Here is a 25,130-nt window from a genome sequence, read left to right as displayed (position 1 = left end):
GATTCTTTTGATCATTGTAATCCTGGCGTAGGAATAGCTTCTAACATATTCAGTTGCCAAAAGGTCCAATCAAAACAATCTTTTAATTAAAATTTAAGCAAATAATGGGCTTGGGATCTATCAAGATATTTGAAAAGCTCCTAAGCAATGGCTGTTAGGAAAGACAATACACCATTAAACACTTTTAGAAGCTGTTTGATAAAATAAGTAAAAGCAAGTATTTTGATCAACAGTCAAAATACCACTCATTTGAAAAATTACAATCAGTAAAGAAGAAGGAAGTTCGGACGTTTTTCTACTTAGACACAGAGATTCTAATTGTTAGACTCGAGCTAAGCCTTCAGAATGATCAGTTCAATAGATCAATCAACAGTAGTGTCTGTAATAATTGGGATTTATATGGAGTAAGAGAATCCGATAATTTATTCAAGCCTCTATACATCATTGTCCTTACTGTTTTGGCATTGGCCAAGCCCATCACTTCAGCAATTTCTTCATATGGCATATTTTCAAAAAACCTCATCATGATAATTTCTCGCTGCCTAATCGGCAATTCATTACAAAATTGTTCTAAAAGTTTCTTTTGATCCAGAGATAATTTTGAGTCAATAAAATATGAACTTGGATCTACAGTAATATAGAAAGCCTCATTTTTAACCATTTCGGCATCAACATCAATGATTTTTCTGTCTTTTTTTAAGGTTTCCATCAGTCTTCTCCTTAAGCAGGAAAACAAATATGCCCTCACCGATTTAGCTACATTTAGGTTTTTTCTATCATCGATCAGCTGAATAAATACATCTTGAATAGTATCCTTTACTATGGCTTTATTTGGGGTAAATTGTCTTCCATAATTATACAACCTGTCAATGTTTTCATCATAAATCTGCGCAATTGCTTCATCATCCCCTTTTAGGAAAGCCTGCCAAGCCTCTTCATTGTGAAATGGTATTTTCTTTTTCAGATTCATTAAGCTACATTTACTTCGATATCTTTCCTATTCAAACCTTAATCGTAAAAAAACAAAAGAATGTAATTTACCACACAACTTACATTAAGATTATCAAATTACAACTACAAAAAAATATTTCATTTATATTTAATTAAAAAAATTAGTATTTAGTGTGGTCTTTTGTAAAAAATTACACTCTTTAAGTTTGTAATGCGATATTTTTTCAAGAATATTATCGATTCATTCGACAACAAACAATTAACTATACTTAATATAATGAACATCAAGCACACCTTAGCCCTGTCCTTTTTAGGGCTTTCGACTGTTTTCAGTTCTTGTGGTAGTAAAACAGACAGCCATGAGGAGAAGGAAGTTTTATCTTCACAAAAAATTACCAAGGAATTTATTCAAAAAAATGTAGACTTATCTGTCCAACAATATGAATACATGAGTACTTTGATTCCTGAAGATAAATTGCCCAGGACCTATGAAAAGGCTGAAGACAAATTCATCACTTCAGGTACCGGTTGGTGGACATCAGGATTTTACCCAGGCACCCTGCTTTATTTATTCGAAATGTCCGGGGATTCTTCCATGCTGAAATTGGCAGAACAAAAACTTGAAATCCTAGAAAAGGAAAAAACCAATAAAGGCACTCATGATCTAGGATTTATGCTTTACTGTAGTTTTGGAAATGCTTACAGAATTACGGGCAACGAACATTATAAAGAGGTAATGCTAGAAGGTGCTGAATCGTTGGCTACAAGATTCCACCCAGAAACTGGTGTCATCAAATCTTGGGATCATGGCAAATGGCATTATCCTGTTATCATTGACAATATGATGAACTTGGAATTCCTTTTTTGGGCAAGTGAAGCAAGTGGAGATGATAAGTACTATAACATCAATATTTCCCATGCTGACACCACCATAATCAACCACTTCAGAGATGATTTCAGCTCTTTCCATGTGGTCGATTATGACCCAGAAACAGGTGGGGTTGTTGAAAGAAAAACGCACCAAGGAAAAGCTGATGATTCAGCATGGGCCAGAGGTCAATCTTGGGGCTTGTACGGGTATACTGTCATGTACAGAGCTACAAAAGAAGAGAAATACCTTGATCAAGCTGAGAAAATAGCTGAATTCATTTTGAACAATCCTAATATGCCAGAAGATTTGGTTCCTTATTGGGATTTTAGCGCACCTGCATCTGACACTACTTATAGAGATGCCTCTGCAGCTGCCATCAATGCCTCTGCCCTGTTAGAGTTGGTAGGATACACTAAGGATAGTGCTAAGGCTAATGAGTATAAAGCTGCTGCTGAAAAAATGTTGATCAGCCTTTCTTCCGAAAAATACCAAGCCAAAGCTAAAGAAAACGGAGGCTTCCTCCTAGAGCACAGTGTTGGATCCTTACCTCACAACTCTGAGGTAGATGTACCTTTGACTTATGCAGACTACTATTACGTAGAAGCTTTGAAAAGATACCAAGATTGGTTCCTAAATGATTAATTAACCAATCTTTAAAAAAGCTGACAAATAAACACCCTACATTTGTCAGCTTTTTTTATTCCTCAAAATCAAAAATTTAAACCATGAAATTTCAACTATTAACCTTTTTGCTTTACCTGACCACTCAGTTATTGTTTGCACAAGCTACAGCTCCTATCATTCCTGCCCCAACTAGTTCCTCCCCTGGAGATGGCTTTTTTCATCTAACGGAAAGCACATCCATTCTTTATTCGTCAACATTATTAAAAGAAGAGGCACATTACTTACAAAAAGAACTGCTAAGAAAACATCAACTTCCATTAGCACTCATTGCTTCTAAAACCCCTAAAAACAAAAGTATTTTACTTGAACTAGACACTGAAATTGATGAAAGCTATCAGCTTTTGATCTCTGATTCCGAGATCAAAATATCTTCTTCTAAGGAAGAAGGTCTGTTTTACGGTATCATTTCGTTGATTCAGCTAGTAGATCAATCCAAACTTTCAACCAAAGGAATGGCCATCCCTGCTTGGGAAATCAAAGATGCACCTAAATACCAATGGAGAGGTTTTATGCTTGATGAATCCAGACATTTCTTTGGCACAGAAAAGGTAAAATCACTGTTGGACTGGATGGCCTATTATAAATTAAACAAATTTCACTGGCACCTCACCGATGCTCAAGGTTGGAGAATCGAAATTCTAAAATACCCTAAACTAGCATTGGTTGGAGGCATTGGAAACAACACAAATCCTTATGCACCTGCCCAATATTACACTCAAGAGCAGATCAAAGAAATTGTTCGATATGCCAATGAGAGAAATATCGAGGTCATTCCTGAAATTGATATGCCTGGACATGCCACCGCTGCCAACAAAGCTTATCCAGAATTCAGTGGCGGAGGATCAGAGAAACACCCTGAATTTACTTTTAATCCAGGAAAAGAAGAAACCTATCAATACCTTACCGATATATTAAAAGAAGTAAATGTTCTTTTCCCTGGCCAAATGGTTCACTTGGGCGGTGACGAAGTAAGTTTCGGCAACCAACAATGGAGCTCACTTCCAGAGGTAAAACAATTGATGCGTACCAATGATCTCTCGAACCTCAAAGAAGTCGAAGACTACTTTATGAAAAGAATGGCAGATTCTTTATTCACGCTCAATAATAAAATCTTGGCTTGGGACGAAATGGCTGAAGCAGGCCTTCCAACCGAAAACAGTATTTTACTATGGTGGAGACATGATAAACCTCAGCAATTTGCCAAACTACTTGAAAACAACATCCCTACCGTGATCTGTCCTCGCATCCCTTTCTACTTTGACTTTGTCCAACAGGAGAGTGATCAATACGGGAGAAAATGGGGCGGAAATTTCAATCCATTGGAAAGAGTTTATTCCTTTGAAGCAAAGACATTCAACATTCCTTCCGGAAAAGAAAAGTTAATCCTTGGTTTACAAGCCAACTTATGGACTGAAACAGTCACCAATACTGATCGATTGGATTATCTTGTCTTTCCAAGAATCGCAGCACTGGCAGAAGCAGCCTGGACAAATGCAGAACAAAAAGACTTCAAAGATTTCGAAGTAAGGATCAAAAAGCATTTTAACCTATACGAAGAAGCAAATCTATATTTCTTTGATCCTTTCGAACCACACAGACACCCTGAACCAATTATCAAATAATCTTTGTATTAATACCTGCAATTATTTGAAGATTAGACCATACGCACTAAATTGAGCGTAATTAATATAATTACAAGTAAATTTATCTAAAATGAACCGCCGATCATTCGTCAAATACATTCCTGCGGTTGGAGCATTGGGTGTACTTCCCAATACCCTTTCTGCAGAAGAGTCAAAAGAATCCAAAAAATCAAAGAATCCAAATACCAGGGCTTACTGGGCAGAGCTACTTTATAAAATTTCGAACCCTGTCCTTGCTCAAATGAGCCAAGGCAAATTAAGGCAAAACATGCCTGTAGAAACACCTCCCAAAGCTTATAGAGGTAGAGAAAATGTCACTCACCTTGAAGCCTTGGGCAGAACTTTAGCGGGTGTAGCTCCTTGGCTAGCGCTTCCTGACACTAATGATGCCGAAGGCAAGATGCGCTTGGACTTAAAAGAAAAAGCCCTCAAGAGTATTGCCCATAGTGTGGATCCAAATTCTCCTGACTACTTAAACTGGACGAAAGGCTCACAGCCTTTGGTGGACGGTGCTTTTCTGGTTCATGGAATCATGCGTGCGCCAGAAGCTTTGTGGGAGCCACTTGACGAGGAAGTAAAAAAACGTTTTGTCCAAGAAATCAAAAATCAAAAAGAGGCAATCCCTCCTTATTATAACAACTGGCTTTTATTTGGTGCCATGCTGGATGCTTTCCTGCTGTATGTTGGTGAAGGAGGTGATTTTATGCGCATTGACTTTGCTGTAAAAAAACATGATGAGTGGTATGTAGGAGATGGTTGGTATGGTGATGGCCAGAACTTTCATATGGACTATTACAATGGATATGTTATCCAACCGATGATGCTCCAAGTGTTGAAAATAGCTGCCTCGAAGCGAAAAAGCTATGAAAAGCTTTATGAAACGGTAGGAAAAAGAATGTCAAGATTTGCAGAGCAGCAAGAAAGGTTGATTTCCCCAGAAGGTACTTACCCTCCTGTAGGCCGTTCCATTACCTACCGAATTGGTGCGTTCCAACCTTTAGCAGAAACTGCCTTACTAAATACCCTTCCAGAAAGCATTTCTCCCGCTCAAGTTCGTAGTGCTATGAGTGCTATTCTTGAAAGACAATTTGAAGCAGAGGGAACATTTGATAAAGACGGTTGGTTGACCATTGGCTTTTGTGGCCACCAACCAGAAATGGGAGATTCTTATATTTCCACTGGTAGTCTTTATCTATGTACATTAGGCTTTTTACCACTTGGGCTTCCTGCTGATCATGAATTCTGGACAGCTCCAAATGAAGACTGGACAGCAAAAAAAGCTTGGTCTGGCGTTAGTATCAAGGCTGATCACGCTATTTCTTTCTAAATCATAAAGCAAAAGGTGGTAAAAAAATCACCACCTTTTGCTTTCACTCTCTCCCAACTTATAGTTCTTCAACTCGCATTCTATAAATGTCGCAATCCACATTGCTAACTTTAAAGTCCTAGACATCCAATTCTTTTCTTTTGTCTTATTATTCATCTTCCCTAGGTTCACTCGCTAAGAAAAACACACAATCATTTAATTATCAATTCATTACACACTAAATTAGTAAGACAGCTTTCACTAAAAGAATTGATAATGAAGTACACAGACAAAACCGCCAGAACTTTTTCTGCTTTAATTGGACTAACCCTAGTTTTATCCCAACCTTTATTTGCCCAGATTCCCACTGGAACACCCAGATCTGATGAGCCGATCAACCTTAACTCAACTGCTGACATTATAATTTACGTCGTTTTGCCATTAGCTATAATTGTCCTTGGAATATTCTGGTGGTTCTTCTACAAAAAACCTAAGAACAAAAAAGACAAAAATAAAGGCATGGACTGAAATCAATCCATGCCTAATTTATATCCGAAGTTTTTTTTCTATCTTTTTCTAAGAATCTCTAAAACTTCCTTAAGTTCCTCTTGATTATTCATATATGGTGCCAGATCAAAAATCTCCACCTTTCTAAAATCTATTGGATGGCTCTCACTCTGAAGGGAGATATATCCTTCCGTAAGCATTTTCCCATCTTGCTTAACTGAGGGATCAAAATTCTTAACATTTCCGCCTCCAATTTGAGGGGAATAATAAGTCAATACAGTATCTCCTTCAACAATATGCTGTACAATAGAATCAGCCAAAACAAGGAAATCTGCAGACACCCACTGCTCACCGTGATAGGTTTGGGAGCTGGAACTTACACAGTGTGGGGTAAATAATTCTCCATCCATCACTACATTGGTTCCAGGAGTACATAGGTTACTGGTCGTGCGATCATGTTCACCATCACCGCCCAAAAGTTGCCCTTCTATGGAAATCGGGAAATCCTGATCCTTTTGCATGGTTTCAGGATCTTGGCCATGCAGCATTGCTCCGCTATTTCTCAAGGCCCAGCCTTCACCATTCGGTGCCTGCTCTCCCACAAACCGATATTCCAGATGTAACAAATAAGTGGAGAAAGATTGATCGTAAAAAATATGTCCATATTGTCTATCAAAATCATCATAGCCATCATACCTGACCTTTAGGAATCCATCTTCTACCCTGAAAGTATTAGCATAATTATCATTTAAATCATGTTTGGAAATTTTAATTTTCCAATTTTCCATGTCTTTCCCATTAAAGAGTGTTTTCCATTCACTCCCTATTTTTTCAGAACTTATCTCTGTAGTTTCAACGCCCTCACTTTGATGGGATTTAGAGCAGGACATTAGTAAACCAGCTACCAAAACTGGAAGGACTATTTTTTTCATAATTATTTTTAATATGCTAATAGTATTTAAAACAGCCATTAATTTACAGAAATACATGACCTAAAAAAAGAAATAAATGAGCTGGAATTTTTCAAATATTAAATTCAATAAAAAAACTTGTACCGGTACCTACTTCTGAATGGAAATACACCTCCCCTTTCTGGAGCTCAACGAATTTTTTGGTGATCATCAGCCCTAAGCCTGACCCTTTTTCATATTTATTTGAATTTGAAGCCCTAAAAAAAGGTTTAAAAAGATGCTCTTGATCATTTTCTGAAATACCTTCTCCAAAGTCCTGAACTTGAATCACCAGCTTCCCTAACTTCTTATAGGCTTTTACAATTGGAGAAATTTCTCTACTGCCATATTTCAGCGCATTCTCAATCAAATTGGAAAGAACTTGCTTCATCAAGTTGGCATCTAATTTAGTTGTGAAATCGTTTTCCAAACGTGATTCAAACTTAATGGAACTTTGCTCTAACCAATCCTCTAATACATTTGTTAAGTACTGATTTACCTTTTTTGGTTTGAGGTTCACCTCTACCACCCCTTGATTAATTTTCTCAAGGTTAAGGAGGTTAATAAGCAATGAATTCATCCTGTCTACTTCACTGTTGACACGATTAAAATGTTTTCTAAACTTTTCCTCAGATGGATGCTTGTTCAGTTGCCTTTCCATCTCAATTCCACAAATTTCAATACTGGATTTAATGGTGGCTAGAGGGGTCTTGAACTCATGTGATGTAATGGAAATAAACTGGGATTTAATTTTGTTCAATTCCTTCTCTTTAAACAGTGCTTGCTCATACCGCTTTTCTGAAAGAATATCCGTCGTTATATCTCTAGAGACAACCATATAACCACTGAGATTTCCCTCGTCATCAGTTATTTGATCAAGCGTGCTATCTATCCACACCTCTTTTTGGTCTTTTGTCTTACAACAAAACCGAAACTTCATGACATTTCCAGACTTTTCCTCCCTCAAATCAGTTACACTATTCCGGTATTTATCATAGAAATTTCTATTCATGAAATCTTCTACTTTGTAACCTAGCAAATTTTCAATAGAAGGAGATATATATCGCGGATATCCATTCAAATTATGTATTGAAATAACTTCAGAAGTGTATTTTACAGCGGTACTGCATATTTCTATTTGTTGCCTTTCCTTGGAATGCTGTAACTGCCTTTTTGAAAATGAGGACATTTTCGCAATCATTCCAAAAGACGCTGAAATAGATAAAAGCTTATCTTCAAGATCATCATTCAACTTTACAGACTGAACATCTAAAATTGCTAACATTCCCATCTCAGTTCCTATCTGTACAGGCACTAAAATAATACCAACTTCACTTTCTATATCACAGGTAAAATTAAATTGTATATCTTTTTGAGTAAGCACTTTTCCATCAGTCAGTTGAGACCAATGTTTCCTAAAGATTTCTTCCGATAGGTTTTCAACTTTCGCACGTAGTGATGTACTCAGTTCCGAAACAACAACTTTGTGTTTATCTTCTTCCCCATTCCAAACAGTAAAAAACACATATTTAAAAGGAGCATAATCATGGAGCAAGCTTATCAAGTCACTATAAGCTCTATTGTCGTTAAAATCAGCTAAGTAATTTCTTTCAATATCAGAAATTTTGTTTTTATCACTCTTTGTATTTTTAGCTTTATCTCTTTTCATTACCCCTGCTTGCATATCTATAAAAATCTTATTTTCTGGACTAAAATTTTTCTATAAAATTTTAAAAAAACCTTTGTAAAATCAGTAATTCTGAATCAAACTATCTTTCATAAATTAGCTCCAAATGAACTAAAATATATTCCATACCTAATTCGGAAGTTTCATGTATTTTAAAGGCATTTTTATATTAAAATTATATTTTATTTAATTTTCAATTATTTTAAAAATCAGTCTTCTTATCCACTATTTATTTTAAAACAGATTACAGCTTCCCTATTTACTATTACGGATTACCTCATTAAAATAACAAAAATACACAATAGAATTTCGATTTCCACAAGATTTATTCTCATCTACAAAAAACAGGCACTTATACCTGGTTTTTAAAAAGATTTATCAATAACAATACCCAAAGAAAAATCATCAAAAAGGCATATTTGTTTTTCAATAACTTGATTTTTTTGCTATTTTCTCTGTATTATTGATGTGATTTTTAACACACTACCCGGTTCAATTGACAATGAAAAAGCAAGTGCTGATAGTTGAGGACAATCTTGACCTCGCAGATAATACTAAAGATTTATTGGAAGCAGATGGATATGAAGTTTGTGACATTCTTGATTCAGATGAAAAAATAGAAGACGTTTTATTCGAAAAATCTCCTTCAGTGATCCTGCTGGATATCCATCTTAGTGGAAATAGCAATGGAATCGATATAGCACACAATATTCGAGAAAAATTCAGCATCCCAGTAGTATTTTTCACAAGTTCATCAGACAAAGAAACAATAGAAAAAGTAAAAGAAATTTCTCCTGACGGGTACATTATTAAACCTTTTACAAAAGACACTTTAATTACGACCTTATCCCTTGCCATTAGCAACTTTGAAAACAAAAACTCCGACAGGGTTTCTGAGCTCATATTTCAAGATAAGGTAATCAAAGGTTCTATTTTCATCAGGGATAAGGGGTACCTTAAAAAAGTTGCAATTCAAGAAATCGATTGGATAAAGGCAGATGGTTCATACACTCATATTTCTACTGGAAAAAACTCAGTATATACCTTAAGAAATGTTTTAAAGGACGTTCTTAACAAGCTTCCCTCGGTACTATTTTGTAAAGTCAATAAAGCCTACATTGTCAATTTGGATAAAATAGACGCACTTAACTCCAAGGAAATCATTATTAATGAGCAAGTTATTCCGGTGGGTAGAAACTATTATCAAAATATCCTTTCCAGACTAAATCAAGTAACCCGTTAGTCTTGGTGCTTTGATAGGCTCAAGAATTACTTTATAACCTTGATTCTCAGGGTTTCTTTTTCGGTTTCGATGCAGTAAAAATATAAACCCGACCTCAGTTTTTGTGCACTTTCTAAATTGATGGATGAATAAGGAAGTAATTCATCTAATTTATTTTCACTGACCAAAGTCCCATTATAATCATAAATTTTGATCATAAGATCAGAAAAACTTTGCCCTGAATGGTTCATCAGTCTTGCTTCATTTTGGATGGGGTTAGGCGAAATAGAAAACATTAATTTTGATTGCCTTGAAAAATCTGCGCGCACCGTCTTAGAAAACTCACTTTTGCCATCTTCATATACTGCTTCTATCCGATAATAATTAGCCCCTTGTTCAGGTCTGAAATCAACATATTTGTAATTTCCAGACTCTCCCTCTAAAAGTTTAGACTTTACACCCCCTAAGTCTACCCATTTTAGGCCTTGGCCAGAACGATGAATGATCATTTTGTCCAATGGTTTATCCATAGAAATGCTCCAATCCAACTCTACACCATCATTGGTTATTGAGGCATCAAAATTCCCCCAGGCAATGGGCAAAACTTTGAATATAGCATCAGATGAGTGCATTGCTCCACAAGGAGTACCTTCATTGTACAAGAAAAGATAAACTGGATCATCATCAGAAGCCCACAGTCCTTCAATTTGTAGCTTTCCTTCGGGAATTGCCTTGTAAGTAACAATATGATCCCCTTTATCCACAGTCTGCTCATCCTCTATTTTATCCTCCCCTAAAGGATTTAAAGTCCAATAAAACTCAGGGTTCTCCAGATCAGAATCATACTCCAAGAATGGCTCCAACACAACTACTTCACCTTCTCCATATTCAGCTTGGCTTGGCACAATGCTAAAATCACTTTCCTCTGGCGTTTCCATTGCAATCAAATTAATGGCTGCTCTAGCTGATTCATAGGATTCACCTCCACATTCATCTGTTGATGAAACATAGTATGTTTGGTCAACAGATACATTTTCCAAAGTCAAACTTTCCCCTTCTCCCATTAGGTTTCCATCCTCATCATACCATTTCAACACCGACCCATTATAACTATCCGGAAAAAGAATGGCATCATCTCCTTGGCAAACAGTAAATTCATTTCCCGAAACCTCAAAGGAAGGCATCCCAATAGTCTTTTCCACTTCATGAATATTCAAGGCTTCTCCCACATCTACATCAAGCAAAGAGCTTACTTTAATTTCAAACCTGTCAAATGAGTAACCAGGAGAGACTGGAAAAGTAACCTGCTCACCATCGCCCAATAAACCTAATAGGTCTAATTTAATCAAACCTAATAATTCATCAGATAATGCACCTAAATCCTGTTCATATACCACTTCGTCACCTTCGTAAGCAAGAAAAGATACATTGCTGAGTAGTTCTAAATTAATCAAGGAGGGATCACCACTTAATGTAACCAAGACTTCATCCGATTGGTCTGAAGCATCTGAAAAATAAAAGTATTGACTTACACTTCCTAGGACGTTCAAAAGCCCTGGGCTAATTGAAGCCGTTGTGGATAAGTCATCGTCTATTGCATTTGATGGGTTTTGTACCCCACCACTTCCAAGTGACAAGGCATCCAAATTTATTCCTTCTCCACCATAAGAAACAAACTCAGGACTATAACTGCATAAATCATCTTCATGGTAAAATGCATAATAAATTTCAGAAAAATTAGTTGAACCAAATAATAGAGCTGCAGTCTTATCTGTAATCTTTATCTTATTAAAATCAGATGAAGGAGTTACAGCTAAATAATAGCTCCCATCTTTCCCTTGTAAAACCCTAAACTCATCGTCAATAGAACTGGTCAAAGTACTTTTTGTCATAACAGTATTTATACCATCCATTACATCTAGCTCCAAAAAGTGATTCCCAAAAATCACTGACCCTAGCAAATCTGCTAATGCTTCTCCTAAAGCCCCTCCAAGCAAAGCCCCAAATATATCATCGAGTCCTCCAATTTTAATATATACAGTTGTACCTGCAGGAACTTTTGTCTCCCCATCTGGAAACTCATCAAATTCCAATTCTATAAAGCCAGAATAACTTCCGACTCCTAATGCCGCACCGCCATATGACTTTACTTTAGCAAAATCATTGTTATTCTCTACTGCATTTTCAGCATTCTCCACATACGCATTTGACGAATATCCTGAAGCATATATTTGAGCAGTACAATTACTATTCACTCCATAGAAAACCATAAAAAAAGCCAAAACCACCTTATAGGCGATTTGGCCTTTAACTAATTTTAACTGAGGGGCACTATTATAATGCTTACCGAATTTCATCCCTCCTGATTAATGTCAGCATTACCGAGGTAATACTAGTGGATACAAAAATTAATAATCTACAATTGTGAATTCCGTTCTACGGTTTACTTGATGTTGTTCGTCAGAGCACTCTACTCCGTCATCACATTCATTTAGTAGCCTTGACTCTCCGTAACCTTTTGCTTCTATCCTGACCCTTGATACACCTCTAGAAATAATGTAGTCAACCGCTGACTGAGCTCTCTTTTCTGATAATATTTGGTTGTATTCGTCAGAGCCTCTACTATCTGTATGAGAGTTAAGATCGATTTTCATGGTCGGGTTGTCTTCCAAAATCTTCACCAACTTATCCAGCTCCAATGCCGCATCCTCCCTAATATCCCACTTATCAAAATCATAGTAAATATTCTCCAGTTCAATGGTTTTACCGATTTCGATTTTATCCAAATACAAGTCCTTTACAATGGTTGTGTCTGCAAACAGCCTTATACCCTTTGTACTCAAATCTTTTAATTCAGCCGCGATATAATCCGTTTTTCTCCCCTCCACATCATATACGGTTTCCTCATTTAGAATAAAGTCATACTCTCCTTCTTCATTTGTAACATAGGTAAAGCTGCTACCTGTGCTCTTGTCAACAAGCTCAACCACTGCATTCGGCAATGGCTCCATTGTGATTTTATCCTTCACCAGCCCCTTCAGAAAAATCTTAGAATTGATATCTAAAATGAAGGCGTAAATATCATCCAAGCCCTTTCCTCCTGATCGATCCGACGAAAATACTCCCCTATCAGGTATATCGTAATTAATAAAAAATGCAAAGTCATCTCTTGTTGAGTTGATTGGAGCTCCTTGATTTTCGGGCTTAGCCCAGTCATTACCTTTAGGCTCACTTTTAAATACATCCAAACCTCCCAATCCACCTTTTCCATTTGATGAAAAATAAAGTTCTCCTTCTTTACTTATATAAGGAGTTCTTTCATCTCCGGAACTATTGATCTTATCACCTAAATTAATCGGCTCTGACCACTTATCGTCTCCCAAGTACTTGCTATAGTAAATATCAGCTTTACCAAGGCCATCTGGTTTATTGGAGGAAAAATACAAGCGTTTACGGTCACTGTCCCAGAATGGATCACTTACTGAATACTCATACGGGTTATTAAATGAAAAGTCTTTCAACTCACTCCATGAACTATCCAGTTTAACTTTATAAAACACCTGAGGGTAAAGTGTATAGTTCTTCTTGTTTACATTTTCACCTTTGATTTCTTTACTAGGTTTGCCAGAACGTACCCAAAAAACAAATTCTTCACTTTCAAAAACTGGCCCACTATGATGGGCACTGCTAAAGCCTTCCAATGCATATACAGAATCTACCTTGAAATTATCCCAATCACCCTTTGCCTCATACACTTGGAGATAGCCATTACCGGTCCATCCATAAAAATCGCTTCTTAACGCATTATATTGATCAACATGCATTTTTTTAGGATCTTCTTCCATCCTGTCACTTGTAAAAGTAAGACGATCCCCAATGATTTCACCTCCAAAATCAGCAAATGGTGTATTGATATCTGTTAAACTTCTTACCTGAATATCCTTAGGATCATTCAATAGATCTTTCGCATTTCTCGCAGTATATAGCAAGTTATCAATTTCTTCCTTAGTCAAGGTTTGCTCTTCCGATCTGGAATACTTTATCAATTGCTCTCTCGCCTCTCCAAATTTTGAATTTGCAATTAACACTTTAGCAAAATTTACCCGATCTTCATTCTCCAGCTCGTTACTTCTATCAAGTTTAGCATACCAAGATTCTGCAAGCTCAAAATCCCTCATTTCCAAGTAGGAATTAGCTAGCCCTCTTGCTATTTCCGGCAACTCATTATGTTCCCAAGCTACATTATAATGTTCAGCAGCTACGGCATAATTAAGCATATCATACTGTTGATTGGCAGTTACCAAGTCCTTATTTTTCAAACTTGAACATGAGGCGATCCCCATGGTCAAAGCGAGGAACAAGTAGTAGGTATTTCTTTTCTTCATAAGTTTGTTTTAAAAATATCTAGGAGAAACTAACTTCACTCTTTTTGGAGGGAAGAGGAATCCAACAGAAAAGTCGTGGGTGGAAAAAGCCTTCGTACTAAAGCCAGACACATTATGATCATATGCATAACCAATTCTCAATTGATCATTCACATAAAACTCCACCAGCCCAACTATTGAAACTGGCCTTTTTTCATTATCTCTGAATTCTTCTCCTTGAAAGTTGACAGAAGTCCTGTAGGATGCCCCAAGCCACAATCTTTCACTTAAAAGCACAAAAGCGTTTAGATCCAACCTTGAAGGCCCGGCAAAATCATCTACATACATTATAGATGGTTTTAAAGCCACATTGTAAGAAACATCTATCAGAGTTCCAGCAGTCAAATAAAGATTGGAATTGGGTTGGACGAGTACTGCCCCGTTATCAAAATTAAAGCTTGATGAGAACATATTGTCAGCTGATATCCCCGCAAAGAAATAGGGATTATAATAGAACAAACCGGCTCTCAAATCAGGATATAGTACTTGTTCATCTCCTGTAGAAACACTTGGATCGGAAGGATCCATTGGATTAAGCATAGATCCATCCAACTTGGTATTGACCATACCTGCCCCAAGTCCAAAACTGATGTATCCTTCACCAGAAACTCTCAAGTGGTAAGCTGCATTTGCATAACCTCCAGTGGTCTTTTGAGCTCCTAGCCTATCGACCATGATATGCCCACCAACACCAACGTTTGTGTCTGTCAATAACCCATCTCCTGAGATAGCGAAAGTTTCAGGACTTCCAGGCACGTTACTCCACTGTTTCCTATAGTAGCTTTGGAGATAGATTTGTTGCTTATACCCAGCATAAGCTGGGTTAATAAACAACGGGTTAAACATATATTGGCTAAAAACCGGGGCTTGCTGGGCTTGTACGTCATAGCACCCAAAAAGAACCCCTGCCGCGATCAAAATGTATTTTAAACTTTTCATCGTCTCGTTATCTTAAAATGGTTACGTATCCTGTAAACTGAACTTCTCTTCCTGATTCGCGATCTCTTATTTTCAATTTGTAGTAGTAAGTCCCCTCATTCAAGGAACCTCCATCCCAATCATTGTTATAGTTGGAGACTTTATACACTTCACCACCCCATCTATTCACCACTATCAAGTCATTCTCAGGATAAAGCTCAGCCAAACCTTCAATTTGCCAAGTATCATTCATACCATCTCCATTTGGAGTAAATACATTAGGAATGGTAATCTCAAATTGATTATGTGAAATAGTAGAGGTATTATCCAAATCAAGTATTTCATCTTGATCAGGGGTCGATACATTGGCAGAATTAGTTACCAAACCTCCATCAATGGCCTCAACAGTTAATTGGATTACTATTTCTTCTCCACCTTCCATTTCAGGAATAATAAAGGTCACTTGTCTTGTTGCGCCGTCATAGACCTCTTGAATCTCACCCCCTGCATTTGACTGAATATACCTCACTTGCTCAGGAAGGAAATCTGTAACAGTTACGTTCCTTGCAGGGATATCTCCTTTATTGGTAATTTTCAAGGCATAAACAAACTCTCCTCCTACTTCAATTGCTGATGAAGAAACGGTCTTCTCAATTGACATATCCACATCATCAGATAAGATTGGCAACGGATCTGTTTCATCATCATCAGGAGTTGAGTTATCACTGGTAACTTTCACGCTGTTCACTACTCCCGCACTTTCAGTCATGGCCATCACACTTAAAGTCAGCTGGACTGTTTCTCCCGATGCGATTTCTGAAATAGACCATGTAACGGTATTGCCTGATATTGTACCATCAGAAGAGGCAGCTAGGACTTGTAATTCTACTGGCACTTCATCTGTAACTGTTACATTTTGAGCAGTTGAAGCTCCATTGTTTGTAATGGCTATGGTATAATCAAACATTTCACCAACAATCACTGAAGTAACATCCATGGTCTTGACAACTTCCAGATTCGCACAGTTAGAAACTGTAATCGCCAACCTCTGAATACTTTCACATCCTGTACTAGGATTCGTCAAGGCCGCGTAATAAGTCACTCCCTGTGTCAGTGCTAGAGCTTCACTTAGGCTATTTCCTCCAACTGGGGCATCATACCAAACTATAGCACTTTCGTTCACTTGAAGATCTCCAATTGTTCCACCGATAGCAGAACAGAAAGACTGCTCTGTCAAGTTGGTAGTCGGAGCTGGCAAGCTGTTCACTGTCACCGTTACCATTTCTGCATCACCTGCCTTGTTCTCACAAACCCCGTCTCCACTTACCGTCACGTAATAGGTTGTTGTCGCGGTCGGACTAACCGTCGCATTTGACAATACAGTTGTCAGGGCAGCATCTGTATACCAGGTAAATACTGGATCGCTAACCGTACTGCTAGTCGCGCTCATGGTAAAGCTACCTCCCTCACAGATTGTGCCCCCTGTCGATTCTATATCGGCAGCAGTTGCAGTTCTGTTTACTGTCACCGTTACCATTTCTGCATCACCTCTCTTGTTCTCACAAACCCCATCTCCACTTACGGTCACGTAATAGGTAGTTGTCGTGCTCGGACTGACTGTCCCACTTGACAACACAGTAGTCAGGGCAGCATCTGTATACCAGGTAAATACTGGATCACTAACCGTGCTGCTAGTTGCGCTCAAGTTATAGCTATCACCTTCGCAAATGGTCGCATCATTAGTATCTATATCTGCAGCAGTGGCATTCCTGTTTACCGTTACCGTTACCATTTCAGCATCACCTGCCTTGTTCTCACATACCCCGTCTCCACTTACCGTCACGTAATAGGTTGTTGTTGTTGTGCTCGGACTGACTGTCGTACTTGATAATACATTCGTCAAGGCGGCATCTGTATACCAGGTAAATACTGGATCGCTAACTGTACTGCTCGTCGCACTCAAGGTATAACTATCACCCTCACAAATGGTCACATCATTGGTATCTATATCAGCAGCAGTTGCAGTTCTGTTTACTGTCACCGTTACCATTTCTGCATCACCTGCCTTGTTCTCACATACCCCGTCTCCACTTACGGTTACATAATAGGTTGTCGTAACAGTCGGGCTTACCGTCGCATTTGACAATACCGTCGTCAAGGCTGCATCTGTATACCAGGTAAATACCGGGCTTGTTACCGTACTGCTAGTCGCGCTTAAAGTGAAACTGTCACCTTCGCAGATCGTTCCACCCGTTGTTTCTATATCTGCAGCGGTTGCGTTTCTGTTAACCGTCACCGTTACCATTTCAGCATCACCTGCTTTGTTCTCACAAACCCCGTCTCCACTTACGGTCACGTAATAGGTTGTTGTCGCGCTCGGACTAACTGTCGCACTTGACAACACAGTAGTCAGGGCAGCATCTGCATACCAGGTAAATACTGGATCACTAACCGTACTGCTCGTTGCACTCAAGGTATAACTATCACCTTCGCAAATGGTCGCATCATTGGTATCTATATCAGCAGCAGTTGCATTTCTGTTTACCGTGACCGTTACCATGTCAGCATCACCTGGCTTGTTCTCACATACCCCGTCTCCACTTACCGTCACGTAATAGGTGGTTGTCGCAGTTGGACTGACCGTTGTACTTGACAATACCGTCGTCAAAGCTGCATCTGTATACCAGGTAAATACTGGATCGCTAACCGTACTGCTAGTCGCGCTCAAGGTAAAACTGTCACCTTCACAGACCGTCCCACCTGTAGATTCTATATCAGCAGCAATTGCATTTCTGTTTACCGTGACCGTTACTATTTCAGCATCACCTGCCTTGTTCTCACATACCCCGTCTCCACTTACCGTCACGTAATAGGTGGTTGTCGAGGTTGGACTGACCGTTGTACTTGACAATACCGTCGTCAAAGCTGCATCTGTATACCAGGTAAATACCGGGCTTGTTACCGTACTGCTAGTCGCGCTTAAAGTGAAACTGTCACCTTCGCAGATCGTTCCACCTGTCAATTCTATATCGGCAGAAGTTGCGGTTCTATTGACTGTCACCGTTACCATTTCAGCATCACCTGCTTTGTTCTCACAAACCCCGTCTCCACTTACGGTCACGTAATAGGTTGTCGTAACAGTCGGGCTTACCGTCGCATTTGACAATACAGTCGTCAAGGCTGCATCCGTATACCAGGTAAATACTGGATCACTAACCGTACTGCTAGTCGCGCTCAAGGTAAAGCTGTCACCTTCACAGATCGTTCCGCCCGTTGTTTCTATATCTGCGGCAGTGGCATTCCTGTTTACTGTCACCGTTACCATATCCGCGTCACCTGGCTTGTTCTCACAAACCCCGTCTCCCTGAACGGTCACGTAATAAGTAGTTGTTGTGGTTGGGCTAACTTCATTATCAGCCAACAATGTGGTCAGTGCTGCATCAGTATACCAAGTAAACACTGGGCTGGTTACTGTACTGCTCGTCGCAGTCAAGGTATAACTATCACCCTCACAAATGGTCGCATCATTGGCATCTATATCGGCAGCAGTTGCATTTCTGTTTACCGTCACCGTTACCATTTCTGCATCACCCGCCTTGTTCTCACATACCCCGTCTCCACTTACGGTTACATAATAGGTTGTTGTAACAGTCGGGCTTACCGTCGCATTTGACAATACAGTCGTCAAGGCAGCATCTATATACCAGGTAAATACCGGGCTCGTTACCGTACTGCTAGTCGCGCTTAAAGTGAAACTGTCACCTTCGCAGATCGTTCCACCCGTTGTTTCTATATCTGCAGCGGTTGCGTTTCTGTTTACCGTTACCGTTACCATTTCTGCATCACCTGCTTTGTTCTCACAAACCCCATCTCCACTTACTGTCACGTAATAGGTAGTTGTCGCGGTCGGGCTTACCGTCGCATTTGACAATACTGTCGTCAAGGCTGCATCTGTATACCAGGTAAATACCGGGCTCGTTACCGTACTACTGCTAGCGCTTAAAGTGAAACTGTCACCTTCGCAGATCGTTCCGCCCGTTGTTTCTATATCTGCGGCAGTGGCATTCCTGTTTACCGTTACCGTTACCATATCCGCATCACCTGACTTGTTCTCACAAACCCCGTCTCCATGAACGGTCACGTAATAAGTAGTTGTCGTGGTTGGGCTAACTTCATTATCAGCCAACAATGTGGTCAGTGCCGCATCTGTATACCAGGTAAACACTGGGCTTGTTACTGTGCTGCTTGTCGCAGTCAAGGTATAACTATCACCCTCACAAATGGTGGCATCATTGGTGTCTATATCGGCAGTTGTTGCATTTCTGTTTACCGTTACCGTTACCATTTCAGCATCCCCCGCCTTGTTCTCACATACCCCGTCTCCACTTACGGTTACATAATAAGTAGTTGTAACAGTCGGGCTTACCGTCGCATTTGACAATACAGTCGTCAAGGCTGCATCTGTATACCAGGTAAATACTGGATTGCTAACCGTACTGCTAGTCGCGCTCAAGGTAAAACTGTCGCCTTCGCAGATCGTTCCACCTGTCGATTCTATATCTGCAGCGGTTGCGTTTCTATTAACCGTCACCGTTACCATTTCAGCATCACCTGGCTTGTTCTCACAAACCCCGTCTCCACTTACCGTCACGTAATAGGTGGTTGTCGCGGTCGGGCTTACAGTCGAATTTGACAATACAGTCGTCAAGGCAGCATCAGTATACCAAGTAAATACCGGGCTCGTTACCGTACTACTGCTAGCGCTTAAAGTGAAACTGTCACCTTCGCAGATCGTTCCGCCCATTGTTTCTATATCTGCGGCAGTAGCATTCCTGTTAACTGTCACCGTTACCATATCCGCGTCACCTGGCTTGTTCTCACAAACCCCGTCTCCCTGAACGGTCACGTAATAAGTTGTTGTTGTGGTTGGGCTAACTTCATTATCAGCCAACAATGTGGTCAGTGCTGCATCAGTATACCAAGTGAATATTGGATTGGTCACGGTACTGCTTGTCGCACTCAAGGTATAACTATCACCTTCGCAAATGGTGGCATCATCCACATTGATATCCAATGCTGTAGCATTTCTATTAACAATAACTGTTAGTGTTGCTGCATTTCCTGGTTTGTTCTCACAAACTCCATCACCCTGAACAGTCACATAATAAGTAGTAGTAGCTGTTGGGTTAACATTAGGATCCAAGACTTCAGTAGTCAATGCAAGATCCGAATACCAAGTGAATATTGGATTAGAGACTGTACTACTTGTAGCTGTTAAAGTAAAACTATCTCCGTTACAAATGGTACCTCCAACGGGGAGGATATCATCAGCGAACGCATTTCTGTTGACAGTAACTACAACCTCTTTTGCATCTCCAGGCTGGTTTTCACAAACCCCGTCTCCACTTACCGTTACATAATAGCTGGTTGTAGTAGATGGGCTAACAGTAGCACTTGACAAAACAGTTGTCAATGTAGCATCTGAATACCAAGTAAACACTGGGCTCGTTACTGTACCGCTCGTTGCACTTAAGGTATAGCTATCGCCTTCACAAATAGTTCCTCCAGTAGCATCTATATCTGCATCAGTAGCATTTCTATTTACAGTTACCGTTACGGTTTCTGCATTTCCTGGTTCATTCTCACAAACTCCATCTCCACTTACCGTTACATAATAAGTTGTAGTAGTGGATGGACTTACAGTAGTATTTGATAAAACTGTTGTTAAAGCGGCATCTGTGTACCAGGTAAACACTGGGTTGGTTACAGTGCTACTGCTTGCACTCAAAGTGAAGCTGTCACCCTCGCAAATTGTCCCTCCAGAGGCATCAATATCATCTGCGTCGGCAATTCTGTTTATCGTTACCGTAACCATTGCCCGATCCACACCAACACAGCCCCCTGAACCATTTACTTCAACCCAGTAGGTCTCATCCGCTGTCACATTGCTTATGGTGATAATATTATCTACTACTGTCACACCTGAAACAACGCTTCCCCCTACTTCTGCATCGTATACAGTATAGCTCAAACCTCCAGAGAAGTTAGTCACTTCAAACACGGCATCATTTCCTGGACCACACAGTTCCAAATCTGCGTCAGTAAAGGTTGGGGCCGGCAAGCTATTGGAAACCTGAACATTTACTTCTTTCCCTGCAATGTTTTCACAAACATTATCACCACTCACCGTTACATAATAAAATATATCAGCACCATCAGCCAAACCGGTAATGGTTAGTTCTCCATCTGCAGCAATATTGTAGGTAATTGCCCCGTTAACATCTCCATCGGTAATTGGATTGGTTTTTGCAGCATCATAATACCAGCTAAAGACCGGATTTGCTATACTGCTTGTTGGGCTTAACACCACTGGTGCCCCCACACATTGGGTTATCAAATCATCCAAATTGATATCACCATCATCTGCATTTCTATTGATGGTAAAGCTGACAGGAGTTGGTTCTGCTGTACAGAATCCATCTGCTATAAGTTGCACATAATAGGTGTAGTCACCTGCGGTAAGTCCAGCTAGAGAAATAATCGCTCCTGTTTCACCTGTAATTATTTCTGGAGTACCTGCATTATCTGAATACCACTGATACGTTACTCCGGATGGAGCACCTGAAATCAAAACCGCTTCTAAAGTAACTGGATCTACGGGACAGAAAACATCCACATTTGCACCATTGATAAGAATCTCATCTAACAATTCATCAGAGGTTCCTAAGACCCTGATTTCAATTGGTCTCCTTTCAATACCATCCTCACATCCGAATCTTACAATCTGTAAATAAACTGTTTGGATAGTGTTTGGAGCCCAACCAGCAATATCTGCTACAGTGATTTCTGTTCCACCAGTTTCATCCGTATAGAACTTCACCGCATCACAAGTTGCACTTGGGACATCTATGATATCTCCAGGGCATATTTCTATGTAATCTACATCAGCAATATCATCATGCTGTTCTCCCAAAATAGTGCTAAGCGGTATTAGCTCTACCTCATAAACCCTCAACTCATTTAATGCGTCAACTACACCGCCTGACAGGATTTTAATTCTATCAAATGGAGCATCATTGATAAAGGTCAACGCCTGTTCTGTTCCTCCTTCCAATAAATTGAGCGTCAAAATATCTGAATCAGCATCCAATGGATCACCAACAGCTTGATTTCCGAAATAACGTTGAATTTGATATCCTTCTAAAAGTGTTAAATCTAGGAGACCTGTTACACCACCTACCTTAATAAATACTGAATCACCGGCAATGGCAGGGGCAGCAAAAGTAATATCAAGCTTACTACTGACATTCGCACCTACTAAATTATTCATCGCAGCAAAAGTATCTTCATCCCCGTCAGCAGCTGCTTCTGGATTAGTAACTGCAGTTAAGCCAGTGGCCACATCAAGTCCGCCTATGATAGATTCAAAACCGGTCATGATATGAAGCACACCAAAAGTACAACTGGCTAAGGTCGCTGACGTTTCATGATAGTACGCTCCATATACTCTTACATTTTGTACCGCATTGAGTAAGGAAGCTAAAGAAACTTTCACTCCATTATATGGCACTGGAATGCCATTTATATCCGTTGGGATAAAGGTATATTCAAATTCATTAATACCATTTACTGCTGAAACCAAGTTTGCATCAGCAACTTGCCTTACTCCAATTAGATTGTCACCACCTACCGGGTCACCATCCAACGCCTGTACATAAATACCTCCAGAAACACCTGCCACACCATATTCACGTCCAAGTTTAATGGTTACTGGAGTTCCTGCTGGAATCATTGTGTTCCACCTGATGGTTTGAGAAGTCTCTCCGGTTAGGCCAAGCAAGCTCGTCCCCACCGTTTCCGAAACAAGGGAGTAATCATCCAGACTACTTCCTGCTGCTAAAGTTGGGTTACTAACCGTTCCCAACTGCAAACCCAAAAGGTTACTCGTTGTAAAGTCTTCAGCACTCGTTGCATACCTCCTATTAAACACAAGCGGGCATCCACCTGGATCAAATACATTGACCACCACATCCACAAAATTAGTACAGTCTGTTCCACTTGCCGATACCCTGTATACATATTTTCCCCCAGTAGTGAATACCCCAGCAGTATTTGGAGCTGAAAAAGGAGCACCATCCAAACCTGACCAAGTTACTGGTACACTGGTTCCATCTTCATTTGTCGCTGATGCAGGAGGGAGAGCTACGCTTTCTCCAATGGCTACATTGTAAACTGCAGATCCATTAAGAGCTATTAAAGGATTTGGATTAATATCGACTGTTACCGGAACCCTAATGGATTCTTCAGGACATCCTGGCCTTTCAGCAGCTGCATAATAGGTTACTTTGGAACCAATTTCTCCCAAGTTAAAACTAGCTCCAGTATGCTGCAATGACCCGCCAACAGGTGCGTCGTACCATTTTACCACATCACCTGTAGCAACTGTTGCATTTAAGGTCACATCTTCACCCGCACAAACCAACATGTTCTGTTCACTATCTACACCATCAATAACCGGTCTTCCGGGTACTCGCATCACTTCATGTACCCTCAAGCTTTCAGAAGTACCCAAATTTAACAATGTACTAACCTCTATCTCAAAACGATCAATAGGCGCTCCTGGCGCCATCGTAAAAGTAACTGGATTTCCGTCTGCCAACAGTCCCAAAAGATCTAGCTGGGCAATACCTAAAAGCTCTCCGCCCAATGTCTCCAAGTTCTGCCTGGAAACTTCTATTTCTCCATTATAGGCCACTAATTCCACATTATCCAAAAGGTCCACATCCAAAATACCTGGTGCTCCACTAAGGGTTACCTGAACTTCATCAGTAGCTTGCCCCAATCCATCAAAATAAAAATGTTGCTCAAGAACGCCTGCCAAACTCAGAACTCCAGGACTCAAAGAGGTATAGGTAGAGGCATCCCCGTCAATTGAAAAATGTAAATCATTCGCTGCGGATCCTGTCAAGTTCAGTAAATCCAAACTGACCCCGCTCACATCAAAGGAAGTACCTATTGGATTTCCACAAATAGTAGCTCCGTCATAGCTGAAAGCGCTATAGATGTCCAAATTCACTTCATCACCCAAACCGAGCAAGGAAAGCGTACCGTTTTCTATGTAAATCCGATCGAAATCTGCATCTGGGGTCAATGCGATGTAATAGTTACCATCTGGACCTGTGATAACTCGCGCCCTGTCTGTATTAAAACCTTCTGTGGTACTTCTTGAAAAAACATCCGTTGTACCATCTCGTGCAATAATGTTAAACTCTTGTTGCCCCAAGGCAACCAAGCTTAGAACATCTCCTAAAAGTTCTCCCAAACTCCCACCTAAAAGTAACCTAAAAAGATCATCGCTTCCCTCAGCTCTTACATATACCGTTGTATTGGCATCAAGTGTCGAAGGAAACTTTAATTCTATCTCTCCATTGTACGAACCTAAGCCCAGTAAAACCCCTGGACTTGCTAGTAGACGTGCAAAATTCTCATCATCAACTAAGGCATTATCTGGATTTTCAACGGTCACTAACGAGTACCCTGATGAAGGGCCCAAACTTTCCGCTAAATTGGCAGGCACATTTGGGCTGGAGTAAGTAACTTCATTAGCTAAAGTTTTGGTACCCTGCCCAAAAGACATAAATGAGTGAAGCACCAGTAAAATCGTAAAAACCAGTGAAAGTTTCCCCCACTTAGATTTGGTAAAAATTGATTCCATACATCAAAATCTTTAAATAATTGGTATTGATCCTAAGCTTATATTGCCATTTCCCTCATTGGCCCAACTGATATGACCAACAAGTATATTCTTTAAACAACAGGGTGATATAAAACAACTAAAATATAACTATACAAATAAATTATATACCTATTTAGAACAATTAGTAATTATGAGATTGCCTTTTTGTTGTAAATAATTATACTAATCAACTATTTGAACATCAAAAAAACTCCGATAATCACTCATTTC

13 protein-coding genes are annotated in these 25,130 nt (G+C 39.7%); 5 read left to right on the top strand and 8 right to left on the bottom strand.

All coding sequences use genetic code 11. From position 1 onward, the window contains the following. Positions 1-349 precede the first annotated feature (349 nt). Positions 350-970 carry an RNA polymerase sigma factor gene (locus tag JL001_RS10400; RefSeq protein ID WP_200976019.1) on the bottom strand — a complete coding sequence of 207 codons (621 nt, stop codon included), beginning with the start codon at positions 968-970 and terminating at the stop codon, positions 350-352. A 258-nt stretch (positions 971-1,228) separates the two neighbouring features. On the opposite strand from JL001_RS10400, the gene JL001_RS10395 reads away from it, so the two are divergent. The 3 genes from JL001_RS10395 to JL001_RS10385 all read left to right on the top strand — a co-directional run bounded on the left by JL001_RS10395 (position 1,229) and on the right by JL001_RS10385 (position 5,476). Further along, complete coding sequence (locus JL001_RS10395; RefSeq protein ID WP_200976018.1) at positions 1,229-2,464, top strand: glycoside hydrolase family 88 protein; 1,236 nt, start codon at positions 1,229-1,231, stop codon at positions 2,462-2,464. Positions 2,465-2,547: 83 nt separating this feature from the next. Continuing rightward, complete coding sequence (locus JL001_RS10390) at positions 2,548-4,128, top strand: beta-N-acetylhexosaminidase (RefSeq protein WP_200976017.1); 1,581 nt, start codon at positions 2,548-2,550, stop codon at positions 4,126-4,128. 91 nt (positions 4,129-4,219) lie between these two features. After that, positions 4,220-5,476 (top strand): DUF2264 domain-containing protein, encoded by a 1,257-nt coding sequence (locus tag JL001_RS10385; protein ID WP_200976016.1) that lies wholly within the window; start codon positions 4,220-4,222, stop codon positions 5,474-5,476. 27 nt (positions 5,477-5,503) lie between these two features. On the opposite strand, the gene JL001_RS23230 is transcribed toward JL001_RS10385, so the two are convergent. Next, positions 5,504-5,632 carry a hypothetical protein gene (locus JL001_RS23230; RefSeq protein WP_255545455.1) on the bottom strand — a complete coding sequence of 43 codons (129 nt, stop codon included), beginning with the start codon at positions 5,630-5,632 and terminating at the stop codon, positions 5,504-5,506. A gap of 99 nt (positions 5,633-5,731) precedes the next feature. Between JL001_RS23230 and JL001_RS10380 the strand changes: the two genes are divergently transcribed. Continuing rightward, entirely contained in the window at positions 5,732-5,983 is a 252-nt protein-coding gene (locus JL001_RS10380) for a hypothetical protein (RefSeq protein ID WP_200976015.1), read from the top strand. 38 nt (positions 5,984-6,021) lie between these two features. Here JL001_RS10380 and JL001_RS10375 read toward each other — a convergent pair whose 3' ends face one another. After that, complete coding sequence (locus JL001_RS10375; protein WP_200976014.1) at positions 6,022-6,894, bottom strand: DUF1080 domain-containing protein; 873 nt, start codon at positions 6,892-6,894, stop codon at positions 6,022-6,024. 91 nt (positions 6,895-6,985) lie between these two features. Beyond that, positions 6,986-8,581, bottom strand: coding sequence for a PAS domain-containing sensor histidine kinase (locus JL001_RS10370; protein WP_200976013.1), 1,596 nt, complete (start codon positions 8,579-8,581; stop codon positions 6,986-6,988). 520 nt (positions 8,582-9,101) lie between these two features. Here JL001_RS10370 and JL001_RS10365 point away from each other — a divergent pair. Then, on the top strand, positions 9,102-9,842 hold the full coding sequence (locus JL001_RS10365) for a LytTR family DNA-binding domain-containing protein (RefSeq protein ID WP_200976012.1): 741 nt from the start codon (positions 9,102-9,104) through the stop codon (positions 9,840-9,842). A 26-nt stretch (positions 9,843-9,868) separates the two neighbouring features. On the opposite strand, the gene JL001_RS10360 is transcribed toward JL001_RS10365, so the two are convergent. From JL001_RS10360 to JL001_RS10345, 4 genes are read right to left on the bottom strand one after another with little or no spacing between them, the layout of a single operon-like run. Next, positions 9,869-12,178, bottom strand: a complete 2,310-nt coding sequence (locus JL001_RS10360; protein ID WP_200976011.1) for a T9SS type A sorting domain-containing protein — start codon at positions 12,176-12,178, stop codon at positions 9,869-9,871. Between the two features lie 51 nt (positions 12,179-12,229). Further along, entirely contained in the window at positions 12,230-14,206 is a 1,977-nt protein-coding gene (locus JL001_RS23265) for an OmpA family protein (protein WP_200976010.1), read from the bottom strand. 9 nt (positions 14,207-14,215) lie between these two features. Then, on the bottom strand, positions 14,216-15,184 hold the full coding sequence (locus tag JL001_RS10350) for a type IX secretion system membrane protein PorP/SprF (RefSeq protein WP_200976009.1): 969 nt from the start codon (positions 15,182-15,184) through the stop codon (positions 14,216-14,218). 7 nt (positions 15,185-15,191) lie between these two features. Continuing rightward, a complete protein-coding gene (locus tag JL001_RS10345; protein WP_200976008.1) occupies positions 15,192-24,878 on the bottom strand; it encodes a gliding motility-associated C-terminal domain-containing protein in 9,687 nt (3,228 codons plus the stop codon). Between the last annotated feature and the right edge of the window lie 252 nt (positions 24,879-25,130).

The organism is Echinicola sp. 20G, assembly GCF_015533855.1.
Lineage (GTDB): Bacteria > Bacteroidota > Bacteroidia > Cytophagales > Cyclobacteriaceae > Echinicola.
The sequence above is the reverse complement of the archived record's forward strand: the minus strand, read 5'-3'. Positions and strand labels throughout refer to the sequence as shown.

Bases quoted from the DNA above. Each gene is read 5' to 3' on its own strand.
- JL001_RS10365 (WP_200976012.1), top strand. From the start codon at position 9,102: ATGAAAAAGCAAGTGCTGATAGTTGAGGACAATCTTGACCTCGCAGAT.
- JL001_RS10380 (WP_200976015.1), top strand. From the start codon at position 5,732: ATGAAGTACACAGACAAAACCGCCAGAACTTTTTCTGCTTTAATTGGA.
- JL001_RS10370 (WP_200976013.1), bottom strand. From the start codon at position 8,581: ATGAAAAGAGATAAAGCTAAAAATACAAAGAGTGATAAAAACAAAATT.
- JL001_RS10395 (WP_200976018.1), top strand. From the start codon at position 1,229: ATGAACATCAAGCACACCTTAGCCCTGTCCTTTTTAGGGCTTTCGACT.
- JL001_RS23265 (WP_200976010.1), bottom strand. From the start codon at position 14,206: ATGAAGAAAAGAAATACCTACTACTTGTTCCTCGCTTTGACCATGGGG.
- JL001_RS10375 (WP_200976014.1), bottom strand. From the start codon at position 6,894: ATGAAAAAAATAGTCCTTCCAGTTTTGGTAGCTGGTTTACTAATGTCC.
- JL001_RS10390 (WP_200976017.1), top strand. From the start codon at position 2,548: ATGAAATTTCAACTATTAACCTTTTTGCTTTACCTGACCACTCAGTTA.
- JL001_RS10350 (WP_200976009.1), bottom strand. From the start codon at position 15,184: ATGAAAAGTTTAAAATACATTTTGATCGCGGCAGGGGTTCTTTTTGGG.
- JL001_RS23230 (WP_255545455.1), bottom strand. From the start codon at position 5,632: ATGAATAATAAGACAAAAGAAAAGAATTGGATGTCTAGGACTTTAAAG.
- JL001_RS10360 (WP_200976011.1), bottom strand. From the start codon at position 12,178: ATGAAATTCGGTAAGCATTATAATAGTGCCCCTCAGTTAAAATTAGTT.
- JL001_RS10345 (WP_200976008.1), bottom strand. From the start codon at position 24,878: ATGGAATCAATTTTTACCAAATCTAAGTGGGGGAAACTTTCACTGGTT.
- JL001_RS10385 (WP_200976016.1), top strand. From the start codon at position 4,220: ATGAACCGCCGATCATTCGTCAAATACATTCCTGCGGTTGGAGCATTG.
- JL001_RS10400 (WP_200976019.1), bottom strand. From the start codon at position 970: ATGAATCTGAAAAAGAAAATACCATTTCACAATGAAGAGGCTTGGCAG.